This window comes from Streptomyces sp. NPDC047017, from assembly GCF_040644175.1.
In the GTDB taxonomy this organism is placed as follows: Bacteria; Actinomycetota; Actinomycetes; order Streptomycetales; family Streptomycetaceae; genus Streptomyces.
Genome location: NZ_JBEYVW010000002.1, coordinates 116,119 through 130,204, shown reverse-complemented (window position 1 = coordinate 130,204; position 14,086 = coordinate 116,119). Strand labels below are relative to the sequence as shown.

At 72.2% G+C, this 14,086-nt stretch carries 15 protein-coding genes; 4 read left to right on the top strand and 11 right to left on the bottom strand.

The annotated features are described in order from the left end of the window. Positions 1-10 precede the first annotated feature (10 nt). Positions 11-1,186: a galactokinase gene (gene galK, locus ABZ858_RS03915; protein WP_361372930.1), complete on the top strand. Its 1,176-nt coding sequence runs from the start codon at positions 11-13 to the stop codon at positions 1,184-1,186. Positions 1,187-1,323: 137 nt separating this feature from the next. On the opposite strand, the gene ABZ858_RS03910 is transcribed toward galK, so the two are convergent. After that, positions 1,324-1,767, bottom strand: a complete 444-nt coding sequence (locus ABZ858_RS03910) for an N-acetyltransferase (RefSeq protein ID WP_361372298.1) — start codon at positions 1,765-1,767, stop codon at positions 1,324-1,326. 233 nt (positions 1,768-2,000) lie between these two features. Between ABZ858_RS03910 and ABZ858_RS03905 the strand changes: the two genes are divergently transcribed. Further along, positions 2,001-2,768: a response regulator transcription factor gene (locus ABZ858_RS03905; protein ID WP_361372295.1), complete on the top strand. Its 768-nt coding sequence runs from the start codon at positions 2,001-2,003 to the stop codon at positions 2,766-2,768. Here ABZ858_RS03905 and tamR read toward each other — a convergent pair. After that, complete coding sequence (gene tamR / locus ABZ858_RS03900; RefSeq protein ID WP_361372292.1) at positions 2,727-3,224, bottom strand: MarR family transcriptional regulator TamR; 498 nt, start codon at positions 3,222-3,224, stop codon at positions 2,727-2,729. The two genes, ABZ858_RS03905 and tamR, sit on opposite strands and share 42 nt — an antisense overlap. Before the next feature lie 115 nt (positions 3,225-3,339). Between tamR and ABZ858_RS03895 the strand changes: the two genes are divergently transcribed. Further along, entirely contained in the window at positions 3,340-4,167 is an 828-nt protein-coding gene (locus ABZ858_RS03895) for a trans-aconitate 2-methyltransferase (protein ID WP_361372289.1), read from the top strand. Between the two features lie 53 nt (positions 4,168-4,220). On the opposite strand, the gene ABZ858_RS03890 is transcribed toward ABZ858_RS03895, so the two are convergent. Genes ABZ858_RS03890 through ABZ858_RS03875 form a run of 4 tightly spaced genes read right to left on the bottom strand, consistent with a single transcriptional unit; the run spans position 4,221 to position 6,468 of the window. Next, complete coding sequence (locus ABZ858_RS03890; RefSeq protein ID WP_361372286.1) at positions 4,221-4,475, bottom strand: type II toxin-antitoxin system RelE/ParE family toxin; 255 nt, start codon at positions 4,473-4,475, stop codon at positions 4,221-4,223. After that, on the bottom strand, positions 4,472-4,726 hold the full coding sequence (locus tag ABZ858_RS03885) for a type II toxin-antitoxin system Phd/YefM family antitoxin (protein ID WP_360978048.1): 255 nt from the start codon (positions 4,724-4,726) through the stop codon (positions 4,472-4,474). The genes ABZ858_RS03890 and ABZ858_RS03885 overlap by 4 nt, the downstream gene beginning before the upstream one ends. A 60-nt stretch (positions 4,727-4,786) precedes the next feature. Continuing rightward, positions 4,787-5,461 (bottom strand): TetR/AcrR family transcriptional regulator, encoded by a 675-nt coding sequence (locus ABZ858_RS03880; protein WP_361372282.1) that lies wholly within the window; start codon positions 5,459-5,461, stop codon positions 4,787-4,789. Next, a complete protein-coding gene (locus ABZ858_RS03875) occupies positions 5,458-6,468 on the bottom strand; it encodes a fatty acid desaturase (RefSeq protein ID WP_361372279.1) in 1,011 nt (336 codons plus the stop codon). Before ABZ858_RS03875 ends, ABZ858_RS03880 begins: the two co-directional genes overlap by 4 nt. A 343-nt stretch (positions 6,469-6,811) precedes the next feature. On the opposite strand from ABZ858_RS03875, the gene ppc reads away from it, so the two are divergent. After that, complete coding sequence (gene ppc / locus ABZ858_RS03870) at positions 6,812-9,541, top strand: phosphoenolpyruvate carboxylase (RefSeq protein WP_361372276.1); 2,730 nt, start codon at positions 6,812-6,814, stop codon at positions 9,539-9,541. A gap of 97 nt (positions 9,542-9,638) precedes the next feature. On the opposite strand, the gene ABZ858_RS03865 is transcribed toward ppc, so the two are convergent. The 5 genes from ABZ858_RS03865 to glmU all read right to left on the bottom strand — a co-directional run bounded on the left by ABZ858_RS03865 (position 9,639) and on the right by glmU (position 13,961). Beyond that, on the bottom strand, positions 9,639-9,872 hold the full coding sequence (locus ABZ858_RS03865; RefSeq protein WP_361372273.1) for a hypothetical protein: 234 nt from the start codon (positions 9,870-9,872) through the stop codon (positions 9,639-9,641). A gap of 33 nt (positions 9,873-9,905) precedes the next feature. Then, positions 9,906-10,517 (bottom strand): aminoacyl-tRNA hydrolase, encoded by a 612-nt coding sequence (pth, locus tag ABZ858_RS03860; protein ID WP_361372270.1) that lies wholly within the window; start codon positions 10,515-10,517, stop codon positions 9,906-9,908. Between the two features lie 85 nt (positions 10,518-10,602). Beyond that, a complete protein-coding gene (locus ABZ858_RS03855; protein WP_361372266.1) occupies positions 10,603-11,199 on the bottom strand; it encodes a 50S ribosomal protein L25/general stress protein Ctc in 597 nt (198 codons plus the stop codon). 192 nt (positions 11,200-11,391) lie between these two features. Then, positions 11,392-12,366 carry a ribose-phosphate diphosphokinase gene (locus tag ABZ858_RS03850; protein WP_361372263.1) on the bottom strand — a complete coding sequence of 325 codons (975 nt, stop codon included), beginning with the start codon at positions 12,364-12,366 and terminating at the stop codon, positions 11,392-11,394. 146 nt (positions 12,367-12,512) lie between these two features. Beyond that, positions 12,513-13,961 carry a bifunctional UDP-N-acetylglucosamine diphosphorylase/glucosamine-1-phosphate N-acetyltransferase GlmU gene (gene glmU, locus ABZ858_RS03845; protein WP_361372260.1) on the bottom strand — a complete coding sequence of 483 codons (1,449 nt, stop codon included), beginning with the start codon at positions 13,959-13,961 and terminating at the stop codon, positions 12,513-12,515. Positions 13,962-14,086: the final 125 nt, after the last annotated feature.

Below are 14,086 nucleotides of genomic sequence, written 5' to 3'. Positions count from 1 at the left end.
GGGGACAGCAGTGGGGGCAGGGGCAGGGGCAGAGGCGGCCCGGCAGGTCCGGGACACCTTCGCCGAGCTGTACGGCGGCGCGCCGCAGGGCGTGTGGGCGGCGCCGGGCCGGGTCAACCTGATCGGCGAGCACACCGACTACAACGACGGCTTCGTGATGCCCTTCGCGCTGCCGCACGTCACCACCGCCGCCCTCGCCCGCCGCGACGACGGTGTGCTGCGGCTGCACTCGGCGGACGTGCCGGGCGGCCCCGTCGAGCTGCGCGTCGAGGACCTCGCCCCCCAGTCCGACACCAACTGGACGGCGTACCCGGCGGGCGTGGTCTGGGCGCTGCGCGAGGCAGGCCACCCGGTGACCGGCGCCGACGTGCACCTGACGTCGACCGTCCCCTCCGGCGCGGGCCTGTCCTCCTCGGCGGCCCTCGAAGTGGTGGTGGCCCTCGCCCTCAACGACCTCTTCGGCCTGGGCATCGAGGGCCGGCAGCTGGCCCGCCTGTGCCAGCGCGCCGAGAACGTCTACGTGGGCGCCCCCACCGGGATCATGGACCAGACGGCCTCGGCCTGCTGCACGGACGGCCACGCCCTCTTCCTCGACACCCGCGACCTCGCCCAGCGCCAGATCCCCTTCGACCTCGCGCGCGAGGGCCTGCGCCTGCTGGTGGTGGACACCCGGGTGCAGCACGCCCACAGCGACGGCGAGTACGGCAAGCGCCGGGCCGGCTGCGAGAAGGGCGCGGCGCTGCTCGGCGTGGACGCGCTGCGCGACGTGGCGTACGCCGGCCTGGACGCGGCGCTGGCCCGGCTGGGCGACGAGGCGGAGGTACGCCGCCTGGTCCGCCACATCGTGACCGAGAACGAGCGGGTGGAACGCGTCGTCTCGCTCCTGGAGTCGGCCGGCCCCCGGGCCATCGGCCCCGTGCTGACCGAGGGCCACGCCTCCCTGCGCGACGACTTCCGCATCTCCTGCCCGGAACTGGACCTCGCCGTCGACACGGCCCTGTCCTCCGGCGCCCTGGGCGCGCGGATGACCGGCGGCGGCTTCGGCGGCTCCGCGATCGTGCTGGCCGAGGAGTCCGACGTCCCCTCGCTCACCGAGGCGATCGAGGCGGCCTTCGCCACGGCGGGCCACACGGCCCCGCGCGTCTTCGAGGCGGTGCCTTCGGCGGGGGCACGGCGCATCGCCTGACGTCGACCGTCGCCGGCGCGGTGGCGGTGGCGGTGGCGGTGCGGTGGCGGTGCGGTGGTGCCGGGTGGGCCGGGTGGTCCGCAGCCCCCGGCACCCCCCGGCACCCCCGGCCCCCGGAGGCCGCCCGGCCGGTCCGCTCAGCGCAGCCGCTTCACCAGCGTGTACTCCGTGAGACCCGGCGGATAGTCGGGGATCACGCCGACCACCTCGTAGCCGTGCCCGCGGTAGAACTCGGGGGCCTGGAAGTCCCAGGTCTCCAGGCGGACGGCGGCGCAGTCGCGGCGGTCGCGGGCGGTGCGTTCGGCCCGGCGCAGCAGGCGGGAGCCGAGGCCCGCGCCGCGATGGCGGGCGTCCACCCAGAGATAGGTGACGTGCAGCCAGGAGGTCCAGGTGTGCCCCACCAGACCGCCGGCCAGGTCACCCGACTCGTCCAGCGCCCAGACGTGCAGCGGGACTTCGTGCGCGGCGGGGCTCCCGCGCAGCGCGGCCAGCACGGGGGAGGCCGCCGTGTTGGTGTCGCGGAGGCGGGAACGGAGCAGATCACGGCGCTCTCTGTCGACTCCTGCCTCGATACGGAACATGCGGCACACCCTAGACGCGTCGGCCGGTCAGTTCTGCGAATTGCCTTCCCCTCCCGGCCCCCGCCCGTACTCTGAGGAACGGTGCCGGTGGGGGCCGGTGCCGAGCAGGGGGCGGGACGCCCGGGTACGACGCCTGAAGCGGGGGTAGCTGTTCCGCATGGCGTCGGCCGTGCGGTCCCGCGGCCCGGAGGGAATCCCCTGCTCCCGAGCGGAGCCTGGGGTAGGGGGTTTCAGTGGTTCGTGTCCGAGTCCTGGTCGTCGACGACCACCGCATCTTCGCCGAGTCGCTCGCCGCCGCCCTGGCCGCCGAGCCGGACGTCGACGTCTCCGCGGCCGGGTCGGGTCCCGCCGCGCTGCGCTGCCTGGAGCGGGCCGCCGCCGACGGCCGCCGCTTCGACGTCCTGCTCGTCGACGCCGACCTGGGCGGCACCGTGCCCGTGGGGCGCGCCGCCGTGCCCGTGCGCGACGGCGACGCCGACGGGCTGGTGGACGGCATCTCCCTGGTGGCCGGGGTGCGCTCCGCCCAGCCTGCGGTACGGACCGTGGTCCTCGCCGAGAAGGACGACCCGCGCCGGGCCGCGCTCGCCCTGCAGGCCGGGGCCTGCGGCTGGGTGGCGAAGGACTGCTCGCTGTCCCGGCTGCTCACCGTCATCCGCGGGGTGCTGCGCGACGAGACCCATCTGCCGCCCGCCCTGCTCACCGGCGTCCTGCGCGAGCTGACCGCCGCCCGCAGGCACCGCACCGAGAGCGAGCAGCTCGTGGAGTCGCTGACCCCGCGCGAGCGGGAGGTGCTGCGCTGCATGGTGGCGGGCCTGGGCCGCAAGGCCGTCGCCGAGCGGCTGTACCTGTCCCCGCACACCGTCCGCACCCATATGCAGAACGTGCTGGGCAAGCTGGGCGTCCACTCCACCCTGGCCGCCGTGGCGCTGGCCCGCCGGGCGGGGGTCGGCCCGGCCGAGCTATCCGGGGACGTTGTCGAACGGGGCGGTCAGCTGGCGTAGCAGCCCGGCCAGTTCGGCGCGCTGCGCCGAGGACAGCTCTCCGAGGATCGCCCGCTCCTGGTCCAGCAGGCCCGCCAGGGACTGGTCCGCGCGGTCGCGGCCCTCGTCGGTGAGCCGGACCAGCACACCGCGCCGGTCACTCGGGTCGGGCAGCCGCTCCACCAGGCCCTTCTTCGCCAGCCGGTCGATGCGGTTGGTCATCGTGCCCGAGGTGACCAGGGTCTGGGTCAGCAGCTGGCCGGGGGAGAGCTGGTAGGGCGAGCCCGCGCGCCGCAGCGCGGTCAGCACGTCGAACTCCCACGGCTCCAGGCTGTGCTCCGAGAAGGCCAGCCGCCGGGCGCGGTCCAGGTGCCGGGCCAGCCGGCTCACGCGGCTGAGCACCTCCAGCGGCTCCACGTCGAGGTCCGGGCGCTCCCGGCGCCACGCCGCGACCAGCCGATCGACCTCGTCCTCCATGCGATCAGTGTAGTGGTTGTGTCGACGTGAAGTCTCTTGATATCAACTATCTCGGTATCGAGATATTCCGCAGACCCGGTGCCGCGGCACTCCGCGGCGCTCCGAGGAGGCAGCCGTGCCCGCCGACCAGCCCCACAGCCCCACCTGGGACCCCGCCCAGTACCTGCGCCACGCCGGCCACCGCGCCCGCCCCTTCACCGACCTGCTCGCCCGGGTCCCCGCGCTGCCCGCCGGCACACCCCGCATCGCCGACCTCGGCTGCGGCCCCGGCAACGTCACCGCGCTGCTCGCCGGCCGCTGGCCCACCGCGCGCATCACCGGGTACGACAACTCGCCCGAGATGCTCGACCGGGCCGCCGTCGAGCAGGAGGGCCGCACACCCGGCGGGGGACGGCTCGACTTCGCGCCCGCCGACGCCCGCACCTGGACGCCCGCCGAGCCGTGCGACCTGATCGTCAGCAACGCCACCCTGCAGTGGGTGCCCGGCCACACCGGCCGGTTCGCGGACTGGATCGCGGCCCTCACGCCGGGCGGCACCTTCGCCTTCCAGGTCCCCGGCAACTTCTCCGCGCCCAGTCACCGGCTGATGCGCGCCCTCGCCCACTCCGCCCGCTGGCGCGGCCGCCTCGGAGACGTCCTGCGGCACGAGGACGCCGTCGGCACGCCCGGCGCCTACCTGGAGCGGCTGACCGGGCTCGGCTGCGCGGCGGACGTGTGGGAGACGACGTACCTGCACCTGCTGACCGGCGAGGACCCCGTCCTGGACTGGGTGAAGGGGACCGGGCTGCGGCCCGTGCTGACCGCGCTCGCGGACGACCCGCAGGCGTGCGAGGACTTCCTCGCCGAGTACCGGGCGGCCCTGCGCACCGCCTACCCGGCGGGCCCGCACGGCACCCCGTTCCCGTTCCGCCGCGTCTTCGCGGTGGCCACCAAGGAGGCGTAGCCGGTGCTCACGTCCGTAGACCACGTGGAGTTCCTGGAGCCGGCCGGTCGATCTCAGGAGGGGGTGCGGCCCAGGTGGGTGACGAGGATCTGGACGACGGCGGACTCGATGACATACAGAACCCGGTAGTCACCGACGCGCAGGCGGCGCAGATCGGGCGACCCGTAGGGCGTCGACCCCGCCGGGCGGGGATCGTCCGCCAGCTTGTCGATGGTGTCCAGGAGCACGGTGAGGCCACCGGGGTCCTCTTCCAGGAACCGCGCCGCGGCGTCGAGGGCGTGCGGTTCGAAGACGATCTCGTAGGTCACTTCTGTTCGAGCCCCAGCCGCTTGCGCACTTCCGCCATCGGGATGCCCGGTCCGAGCGTCCCCTCGGCCTTGCGCCGCTGGTAGTCGGCAACGGCGAGGGCGTCCTCCAGATCCTCTATCACCTGCGGGGACACCAGCAGCGCGGCCACATGCCCGTGGTCGGTCAGGGCGATGGTCTCGCGGCTGTGGGCGGCCCGGCGGACCAGGTCGCCGAGCTGGGAACGGGCAGCGCTGATCGCGATCTCAGTCATGCCGAGAGGATGCCACAAGATGCACCTTGCGGTCGATTGATGTCACTCTTTCGAGTGCACTCAGCTCTTCCGATGCCCTATCAGCCGAGGCTTCGCCTCCAGCCCGTCCAGGCCGTGCCACGCCAGATTCACCAGATGCGCCGCCACTTCCGCCTTCTTCGGGCGGCGGACGTCCAGCCACCACTGGCCGGTCAGGGCGACCATGCCGACCAGGGCCTGCGCGTACAGCGGGGCCAGCTTCGGGTCGAAGCCGCGGGACTTGAACTCGCGGCCGAGGATGTCCTCCACCTGGGTGGCGATGTCCGAGATGAGGGACGCGAAGGAGCCCGTGGACTGCGGGATGGGGGAGTCGCGGACCAGGATGCGGAAGCCGTCCGTGTACTCCTCGATGTAGTCCAGGAGCGCGAAGGCCGCCTGCTCGCACAGCTCCCGGGGATGGCCGGCGGTCAGCGAGCCGGTCACCATGTCCAGCAGGCACCGCATCTCGCGGTCCACCACCACCGCGTACAGGCCCTCCTTGCCGCCGAAGTGCTCGTACACCACCGGCTTGGACACCCCGGCCTTCGCCGCGATCTCCTCCACCGACGTGCCCTCGAAGCCCTTCGCCGCGAACAGGGTGCGACCGATCTCCAGCAGCTGCTGGCGGCGCTCGGCACCGGTCATACGGGTGCGGCGCGCGCGCCGCGGCTTGTCGTTGCTGGGGGTGCTGGAGTCGGTCGCCACGGCGTCAATCATGCCGCCTCGGCGGTCTCCTTCCGGCGCCGGGAGCCGCGATCACCGGTGTTGCGCCGGGAATCGATACGCGAGCGTGACGGCCAGCGCACGTCGTACGCCCAGCCGAGCTGTTCGAACCAGCGGATGATCCGCGCCGAGGAGTCCAGCTGGCCGCGCTCCACCCCGTGCCGGGCGGAGGTCGGGTCGGCGTGGTGCAGGTTGTGCCAGGACTCGCCGCAGGACAGCACCGCCAGCCACCACACGTTGCCCGAGCGGTCCCGCGACTTGAACGGCCGCTTGCCGACCGCGTGGCAGATCGAGTTGATCGACCACGTCACGTGGTGCAGCAGCGCCACCCGGACGAGTGAACCCCAGAAGAAGCCGGTGAACGCGCCCCACCACGACATCGTCGCCAGCCCGCCGATCAGCGGCGGCAGCGCCAGCGACACCACCGTCCACAGCACGAACTGCCGCGAGACCGCCCGCAGCGCCGGGTCCTTGATCAGGTCCGGCGCGTACTTCTCCTGCGGGGTCTGCTCCTCGTCGAACATCCACCCCACATGGGCCCACCACAGGCCCTTCATCAGCGCCGGTACGGTCTCGCCGTAGCGCCACGGCGAGTGCGGGTCGCCCTCGTGGTCGGAGAACTTGTGGTGCCTGCGGTGATCGGCCACCCACCGCACCAGCGGGCCCTCCACCGCCATCGAGCCCGCGACGGCCAGCGCGATCTTCAGCGGCCGCCTGGCCTTGAACGAGCCGTGTGTGAAGTGCCGGTGGAAACCGATGGTGATGCCGTGGCAGCCGAGGTAGTAGAAGAAGACCAGCAGACCGAGGTCCAGCCAGCTCACCCCCCACCCCCACGCCAGCGGCACCGCCGCGACCAGCGCCAGGAACGGAACGGTGATGAACAGCAGCAGCGTGATCTGCTCGATCGAACGCTTCTGCTCACCCCCCAGCGTGGCGGAGGGCAGCGCGCCGGCGGCCGCCTCCTGGGCGTCGTCGATCACGTCGGAGGAGCTTGTGGTCATGGGCGTCCCCTGTGGGGTCGAGGGTCGGGACAGGGCGCCGGGGGCTCCGAAACCTTCAGCTCCCTACGGTTCCGTAACCTACGGCGACGTAAGTATGGCAGTGCGTCGCCGCGCGGCAAGAGCCCCTGGCCTGCGCGTCCCACCCGCCACCTAGACTTGGTGTCGGTCGGACAGCGCGGTCCGCTGAAGAAGATTCCTTCCCGGATGCCCGGCCCGTATGCGGCTCCCGCCGCGCGGCACCCGTCCGGGTACCTCCCAGACGACCCCACCCGTCGCCCACCACCGCCCTTTCAGGGAGTCGCTGGCGCGACACACCTTCTGAACACTGCAAGGAGCCGCACCTGTGAGCAGTGCCGACGATCAGACGACGTCCAGCAGCGAGCTGCGCGCCGACATCCGCCGACTGGGTGACCTCCTGGGGGAGACCCTGGTGAGGCAGGAGGGTCCCGAGCTTCTCGACCTGGTCGAGAGGGTCCGCCGCCTCACCCGGGAGGACGGCGAAGCCGCCGCCGAGCTGCTGCGCGGCACCGAACTGGAGACCGCGGCCAAGCTGGTCCGCGCCTTCTCCACCTACTTCCACCTGGCCAACGTCACCGAGCAGGTGCACCGCGGCAAGGAACTGCGCGCCCGCCGCGCCGCCGAGGGCGGCCTGCTCGCCCGCACCGCGGACCGGCTCAAGGACGCCGACCCCGAGCACCTGCGCGAGAGCGTGCAGAACCTCAATGTGCGCCCCGTGTTCACCGCGCACCCCACCGAGGCCGCCCGCCGCTCCGTCCTCAACAAGCTCCGGCGCATCGCCACCCTCCTGGAGACCCCGGTCATCGAGTCCGACCGCCGCCGCCTGGACATCCGGCTCGCCGAGAACATCGACCTCGTCTGGCAGACCGACGAACTGCGCGTCGTCCGCCCCGAGCCCACCGACGAGGCCCGCAACGCCATCTACTACCTCGACGAACTGCACGCCGGCGCCGTCGGCGACGTCCTGGAGGACCTCACCGCCGAACTGGAGCGCGTCGGCGTCACCCTCCCCGACGACACCCGCCCCCTCACCTTCGGCACCTGGATCGGCGGCGACCGCGACGGCAACCCCAACGTCACCCCGCAGGTCACCTGGGACGTGCTGATCCTCCAGCACGAGCACGGCATCAACGACGCCCTCGACATGGTCGACGAGCTGCGCGGCTTCCTGTCCAACTCGATCCGCTACGCCGGCGCCACCGAGGAACTGCTCGCCTCCCTCCAGGCCGACCTGGAGAACCTGCCCGAGATCAGCCCCCGCTACAAGCGCCTCAACGCCGAGGAGCCCTACCGGCTCAAGGCCACCTGCGTGCGCCAGAAGCTCGTCAACACCAAGCGCCGCCTGGCCCGCTCCACCGGCCACGAGGACGGCCGCGACTACCTCGGCACCGCCGAACTCCTCGCCGACCTGCGCCTGCTCCAGGACTCGCTGCGCCGGCACCGCGGCGGCCTGTTCGCCGACGGCCGCCTGGCCCGCACCATCCGCACCCTGGCCGCCTTCGGCCTCCAGCTCGCCACCCTGGACGTCCGCGAGCACGCCGACGCCCACCACCACGCCCTCGGCCAGCTCTTCGACCGGCTCGGCGAGGAGTCCTGGCGCTACGCCGACATGCCCCGCGAGTACCGCGCCAAGCTGCTCGCCAAGGAACTGCGCTCGCGGCGGCCGCTGGCCCCGACCCCCGCCCCGGTCGACGCCGCCGGCGCCAAGACCCTCGGCGTCTTCAGCACCGTCAGGCGCGCCCTGGAGGTCTTCGGGCCCGAGGTCATCGAGTCGTACATCATCTCCATGTGCCAGGGCGCCGACGACGTCTTCGCCGCCGCCGTCCTCGCCCGCGAGGCCGGGCTGCTCGACCTGCACGCCGGCTGGGCGAAGATCGGCATCGTGCCGCTCCTGGAGACCACCGACGAGCTGAAGGCCGCCGACACCATCCTGGAGGACATGCTCTCCGACCCGTCCTACCGGCGCCTGGTCGCGCTGCGCGGGGACGTGCAGGAGGTCATGCTCGGCTACTCCGACTCCTCCAAGTTCGGCGGCATCACCACCTCCCAGTGGGAGATCCACCGCGCCCAGCGCCGGCTGCGCGACGTCGCCCACCGCTACGGCGTGCGGCTGCGCCTCTTCCACGGCCGCGGCGGCACCGTCGGCCGCGGCGGCGGCCCCACCCACGACGCCATCCTCGCCCAGCCCTGGGGCACCCTGGAGGGCGAGATCAAGGTGACCGAGCAGGGCGAGGTCATCTCCGACAAGTACCTCATCCCCTCCCTGGCCCGGGAGAACCTGGAACTGACCGTCGCCGCCACCCTCCAGGCGTCCGCCCTGCACACCGCCCCCCGCCAGTCCGGCGAGGCGCTGGCCCGCTGGGACGCGGCGATGGACGTCGTCTCCGACGCCGCCCACGCCGCCTACCGCAGGCTCGTGGAGGACCCGGACCTGCCGGCGTACTTCTTCGCCTCCACCCCCGTGGACCAGCTCGCCGACCTGCACCTCGGCTCCCGGCCCTCGCGCCGGCCCGACTCCGGCGCCGGACTGGACGGCCTGCGCGCCATCCCGTGGGTGTTCGGCTGGACCCAGTCCCGGCAGATCGTCCCCGGCTGGTTCGGCGTCGGCTCCGGGCTCAAGGCGCTGCGCGAGGCGGGCCTGGACACCGTGCTCGACGAGATGCGCGAGCAGTGGCACTTCTTCCGCAACTTCGTCTCCAACGTCGAGATGACCCTGGCCAAGACCGACCTGCGCATCGCCCAGCACTACGTCGACACGCTCGTGCCCGACGAGCTGAAGCACGTCTTCGACACCATCAGGGCCGAGCACGAACTCACCCTCGGCGAGATCCTCAGGATCACCGGCGAGGGCGAACTCCTCGAAGCCCACCCGGACCTCAAGCAGACCTTCGCCATCCGCGACGCCTACCTGGACCCGATCTCCTACCTCCAGGTCGCCCTGCTCAAGCGGCAGCGCGACGCGGCGGCGGCGAGCCAGGAGGCCGACCCGCTGCTCGCCCGCGCCCTGCTGCTCACCGTCAACGGCGTGGCGGCCGGCCTGCGCAACACCGGCTGACCGCGCACGCGGACACGACGGCGGCCCCGGGTTCGTACGGCACGAACCCGGGGCCGCCGTCGTCACGCCACGTACGCGCGCCGTGCTCCCGTACGCCTCACAGCGCCAGGAACGCCGCCGTCAGCAGGGCGCCGCCCAGAGGGGCCCAGGCGTACGGCACTCCGGCCGGACCCGACCGCGGCACCTCGCCGGTGCCGGGCTTCACCACCACGCCGTACGTGTGACCCCTGGGCACCGCCACCGCGTCGATCTCCACCCGGGCGCGGGCCGCCGAGCCCGCCGAGCGGGGCGTGTACGGCCCGCCCCACACGTCGTCACCGCACCGCGTCACCGCGACCGTCCCGCGCCGCCGAGGGGCGGGCCGTCACGAGTTGTACGTGCTCTGTGTCCGTTCCAGGCCCTCGGCGAGCAGGCACTCCACCGCGTCCGCCGTCCGGTCCACGAAGTAGTCCAGCTCCTTGCGCTCCGCCGACGAGAAGTCCTTCAGCACGAAGTCCGCCACCTGCATCCGGCCCGGCGGGCGTCCGATCCCGAACCGCACCCGGTGGTAGTCCGCGCCCATCGCCTTGGTCATCGACTTCAGGCCGTTGTGCCCGTTGTCCCCGCCGCCCAGCTTGAGCCGCAGCGTGCCGTAGTCGATGTCCAGTTCGTCATGGACGGCCACGATGTTGCCGAGCGGCACCTTGTAGAACTCGCGCAGCGCGTTCACCGGGCCGCCGGACAGGTTCATGAACGACATCGGCTTCACCAGCACCACCCGGCGGCTGCCCGGGCCCGGCGGGCCGATCCGCCCCTCCACGACCTGCGCCTGCGCCTTGCCCGCCCGCTTGAACCGGCCCCCGATGCGGCCGGCCAGCAGATCCACCGTCATGAACCCCACGTTGTGCCGGTTCATGGCGTACTCCGGTCCGGGATTGCCGAGGCCCACGATCAGCCAGGGGGCGTTCGCGGAAGTCGCCGGGGTGGTCACGTCCATCTCTCCTTGATACGCGCCGGCCGCCGCCCCCCGCACTCGACGTGCGGGCAGCGGCGGCCGGCGGAAACGAACGACAGGCCGAGGATCAGGCCTCGGCGGCCTCTTCGCCCTCGGCGGCCTCGTCCTCCGGGGCCTCCTCGGCCTGCGCGGCCAGCACCTGCAGGACGACGGCGTCCTCCTCGACGGCCAGCGTCACGCCGTTGGGCAGCGTGATGTCCTTGGCGTGGACGGAGGCACCGGCCTCCAGGCCCTCGACGGAGACCGTGACGGCCTCGGGGATGTGGGTGGCCTCGGCCTCGACCGGCAGCGCGGCCAGGACGTGCTCCAGCAGGTTGCCGCCGGGGGCCAGCTCGCCCTCGGTGTGCACCGGGATCTCGACGTTGACCTTCTCGCCGCGCTTGACCAGCAGCAGGTCGACGTGCTCAAGGAAGCCCTTCAGCGGGTCGCGCTGCACGGCCTTCGGGATGGCCAGCTCGTTGGACTTGCCGTCGATGTCCAGGGAGATCAGGACGTTCGGCGTACGCAGGGCGAGCAGCAGCTCGTGGCCCGGCAGCGTCAGGTGCAGCGGCTCGGTGCCGTGGCCGTAGAGCACACCGGGAACCTTGTTCTCACGGCGGACCCGGCGGGCGGCACCCTTGCCGAACTCGGTACGCGTCTCGGCGGACAGCTTCACCTCGGACATGCTCTTCACTCCTCGTAGAAAAATCAGGGGGTCTGTGGTCACCCGGCCATACGAACGGCCTGCTACGAAGAGCGCGTCGATAACGGACCGCCGCACCCGTTCGGAAACGGACACGGCCTCCCTCGCCGAGCAACTGCAGCAGTCTACTCGGCAGGGGAGGCCCGAACCAAAACGATCGTTACCGAGTGATCGTTACTGCTCGTCGAAGAGGCTCGTCACCGAACCGTCCTGGAACACCTCGCGCACCGCGCTCGCGATGGTCGGCGCGATCGACAGCACCGTGATCTTGTCCAGCTCCAGCTCGCCCGGCGTCGGCAGCGTGTCCGTGAACACGAACTCGCTCACCTTCGAGTTCTTCAGCCGGTCCGCCGCCGGACCCGACAGCACACCGTGCGTCGCCGTCACGATGACGTCCTCCGCGCCGTGCGCGAACAGCGCGTCCGCCGCCGCGCAGATCGTGCCGCCGGTGTCGATCATGTCGTCCACCAGGACGCAGATCCGGCCCTCGACATCACCGACGACCTCGTGCACCGTGACCTGGTTCGCCACGTCCTTGTCCCGGCGCTTGTGCACGATCGCCAGCGGCGCGCCCAGCCGGTCGCACCACCGGTCCGCCACCCGCACCCGGCCCGCGTCCGGGGACACGACCGTCAGCTTGGCGCGGTCCACCTTGCTGCCCACGTAGTCCGCGAGCAGCGGCAGCGCGAACAGGTGGTCCACCGGGCCGTCGAAGAAGCCCTGGATCTGGTCCGTGTGCAGGTCCACCGCGAGGATCCGGTCCGCGCCGGCCGTCTTCATCAGGTCCGCCACCAGACGCGCCGAGATCGGTTCACGTCCGCGGTGCTTCTTGTCCTGCCGCGCGTAACCGTAGAACGGCACGATCACCGTGATCGACCGGGCCGACGCGCGCTTCAGCGCGTCGATCATGATCAGCTGCTCCATGATCCACTTGTTGATCGGAGCGGTGTGGCTCTGGATCAGGAAGCAGTCGGCGCCACGGGCCGACTCCTGATACCGCACATAGATCTCACCATTGGCGAAATCGAACGCCTTGGTCGGGACGACCCCGATCCCCAGCTGGTGGGCGATTTGCTCGGCAAGCTCGGGGTGGGCGCGGCCGGAGAAGAACATCATCTTCTTCTCGCCGGTCGTCTTGATCCCGGTCACAGCACTGTCTCCTCAGAGGGTGTACGCAGCTGGATGTCGAGCAGACCTCGTCAACCGTGTCAACCGTGCGCGAGAGGCCGTCTCAGCTGGTGGGGTGCGGATGTGCACTTATCACGGTACGCCGTGTTCGACGCACCTGTTTCCGGTCAGTCCTCGCCCTGCCCCTTCGGGGCCACCGCCTCGGCCGCCTTCGCGGCCGCGCTCCCGGGGCGCTTGCGCGCCACCCAGCCCTCGATATTCCGCTGCTGGCCGCGGGCCACGGCCAGCGAACCGGGCGGCACGTTCTTCGTGATCACGGACCCGGCGGCGGTGTAGGCGCCGTCCCCGATCGTGACAGGAGCCACAAACATGTTGTCCGAACCCGTCTTGCAGTGCGAGCCGACGGTCGTGTGGTGCTTGCTCTCCCCGTCGTAGTTCACGAACACGCTCGCCGCGCCGATGTTCGTGTACTCACCGATCGTCGCGTCCCCCACGTACGACAGGTGCGGCACCTTCGTGCCCTCGCCGATCCGCGCGTTCTTCGTCTCCACGTACGTGCCCACCTTGGACCCCGGCCCCAGCCGGGTGCCCGGCCGCAGATACGCGTACGGCCCCACGGACGCCTCCGGGCCCACCACGGCGCCGTCCGAGACCGTGTTGTCCACCCGCGCCCCGGCGCCCACCCGGGTGTCGGTCAGCCGGCTGTTGGGGCCCACCGTGCTGCCCTCGGCCAGGTGCGTCGCGCCGTGCAGCTGCGTGCCCGGCAGCACGGTGACGTCCTGCTCGAACGTCACCGTCACGTCCACCCAGGTCGTCGCCGGGTCGACCACGCTCACCCCGGCCAGCATCGCGGCCGTCAGCAGCCGCTCGTTCAGCGCCCGCCGGGCCTCGGCGAGCTGCACCCGGTTGTTGATCCCGGCGATCTCCCGGTGGTCGCCGGCCACGCACGCCCCGACCCGGTGGCCCGCCGCACGCAGGATGCCGAGGACGTCGGTGAGGTACTCCTCGCCCTGGCTGTTGTCCGTCCGCACCTGCCCCAGCGCCTGGGCCAGCAGCCGCCCGTCGAACGCGAACACCCCGGAGTTGATCTCCCGGATCGCCCGCTGCGCCTCGGTCGCGTCCTTGTGCTCCACGATCGCGGTCACCGCGCCGCGCTCGCCCTCGCGCACGATCCGGCCGTACCCGGTGGCGTCCGGCACCTCGGCGCTCAGCACGGTCACCGCGTTGCCGTCCTCGTGGTGGACCGCGGCCAGCCGCCGCAGCGTCCCGCCGGTCAGCAGCGGGGTGTCGCCGCAGACCACGATCACGGTGCCCTCGACAGCGCCGCCCAGCTCCGCCAGGGCGGTGCGGACGGCGTGCCCGGTGCCCTTCTGCTTCTCCTGCACGGCGGTACGCGCCCCCGGGTCCGCCTCGGCCAGGTGCGCGGTCACCTTCTCGCGCGCGTGCCCGACCACCACGACCAGGTTCTCGGGCTCCAACTCGCGCGAGGCGGCCAGCACATGACCGACCAGGGAGCGGCCGCACAGCTCGTGCAGGACCTTGGGTGTGGCCGACTTCATACGGGTGCCCTCACCCGCTGCGAGAACGACGACGGCTGCCGGGCGGATGGCGCTCACGGGATGCCCTTCGGCTGTGGGTGAGGTGGACATCCGCAGGATACCGGGGCGGTTGGCGGGTCAGGGCGGCGGAGCGGAGAGCGGGTCCCGACCCGGAAGGATCAGGACCCGTGACGGCGCCGTGG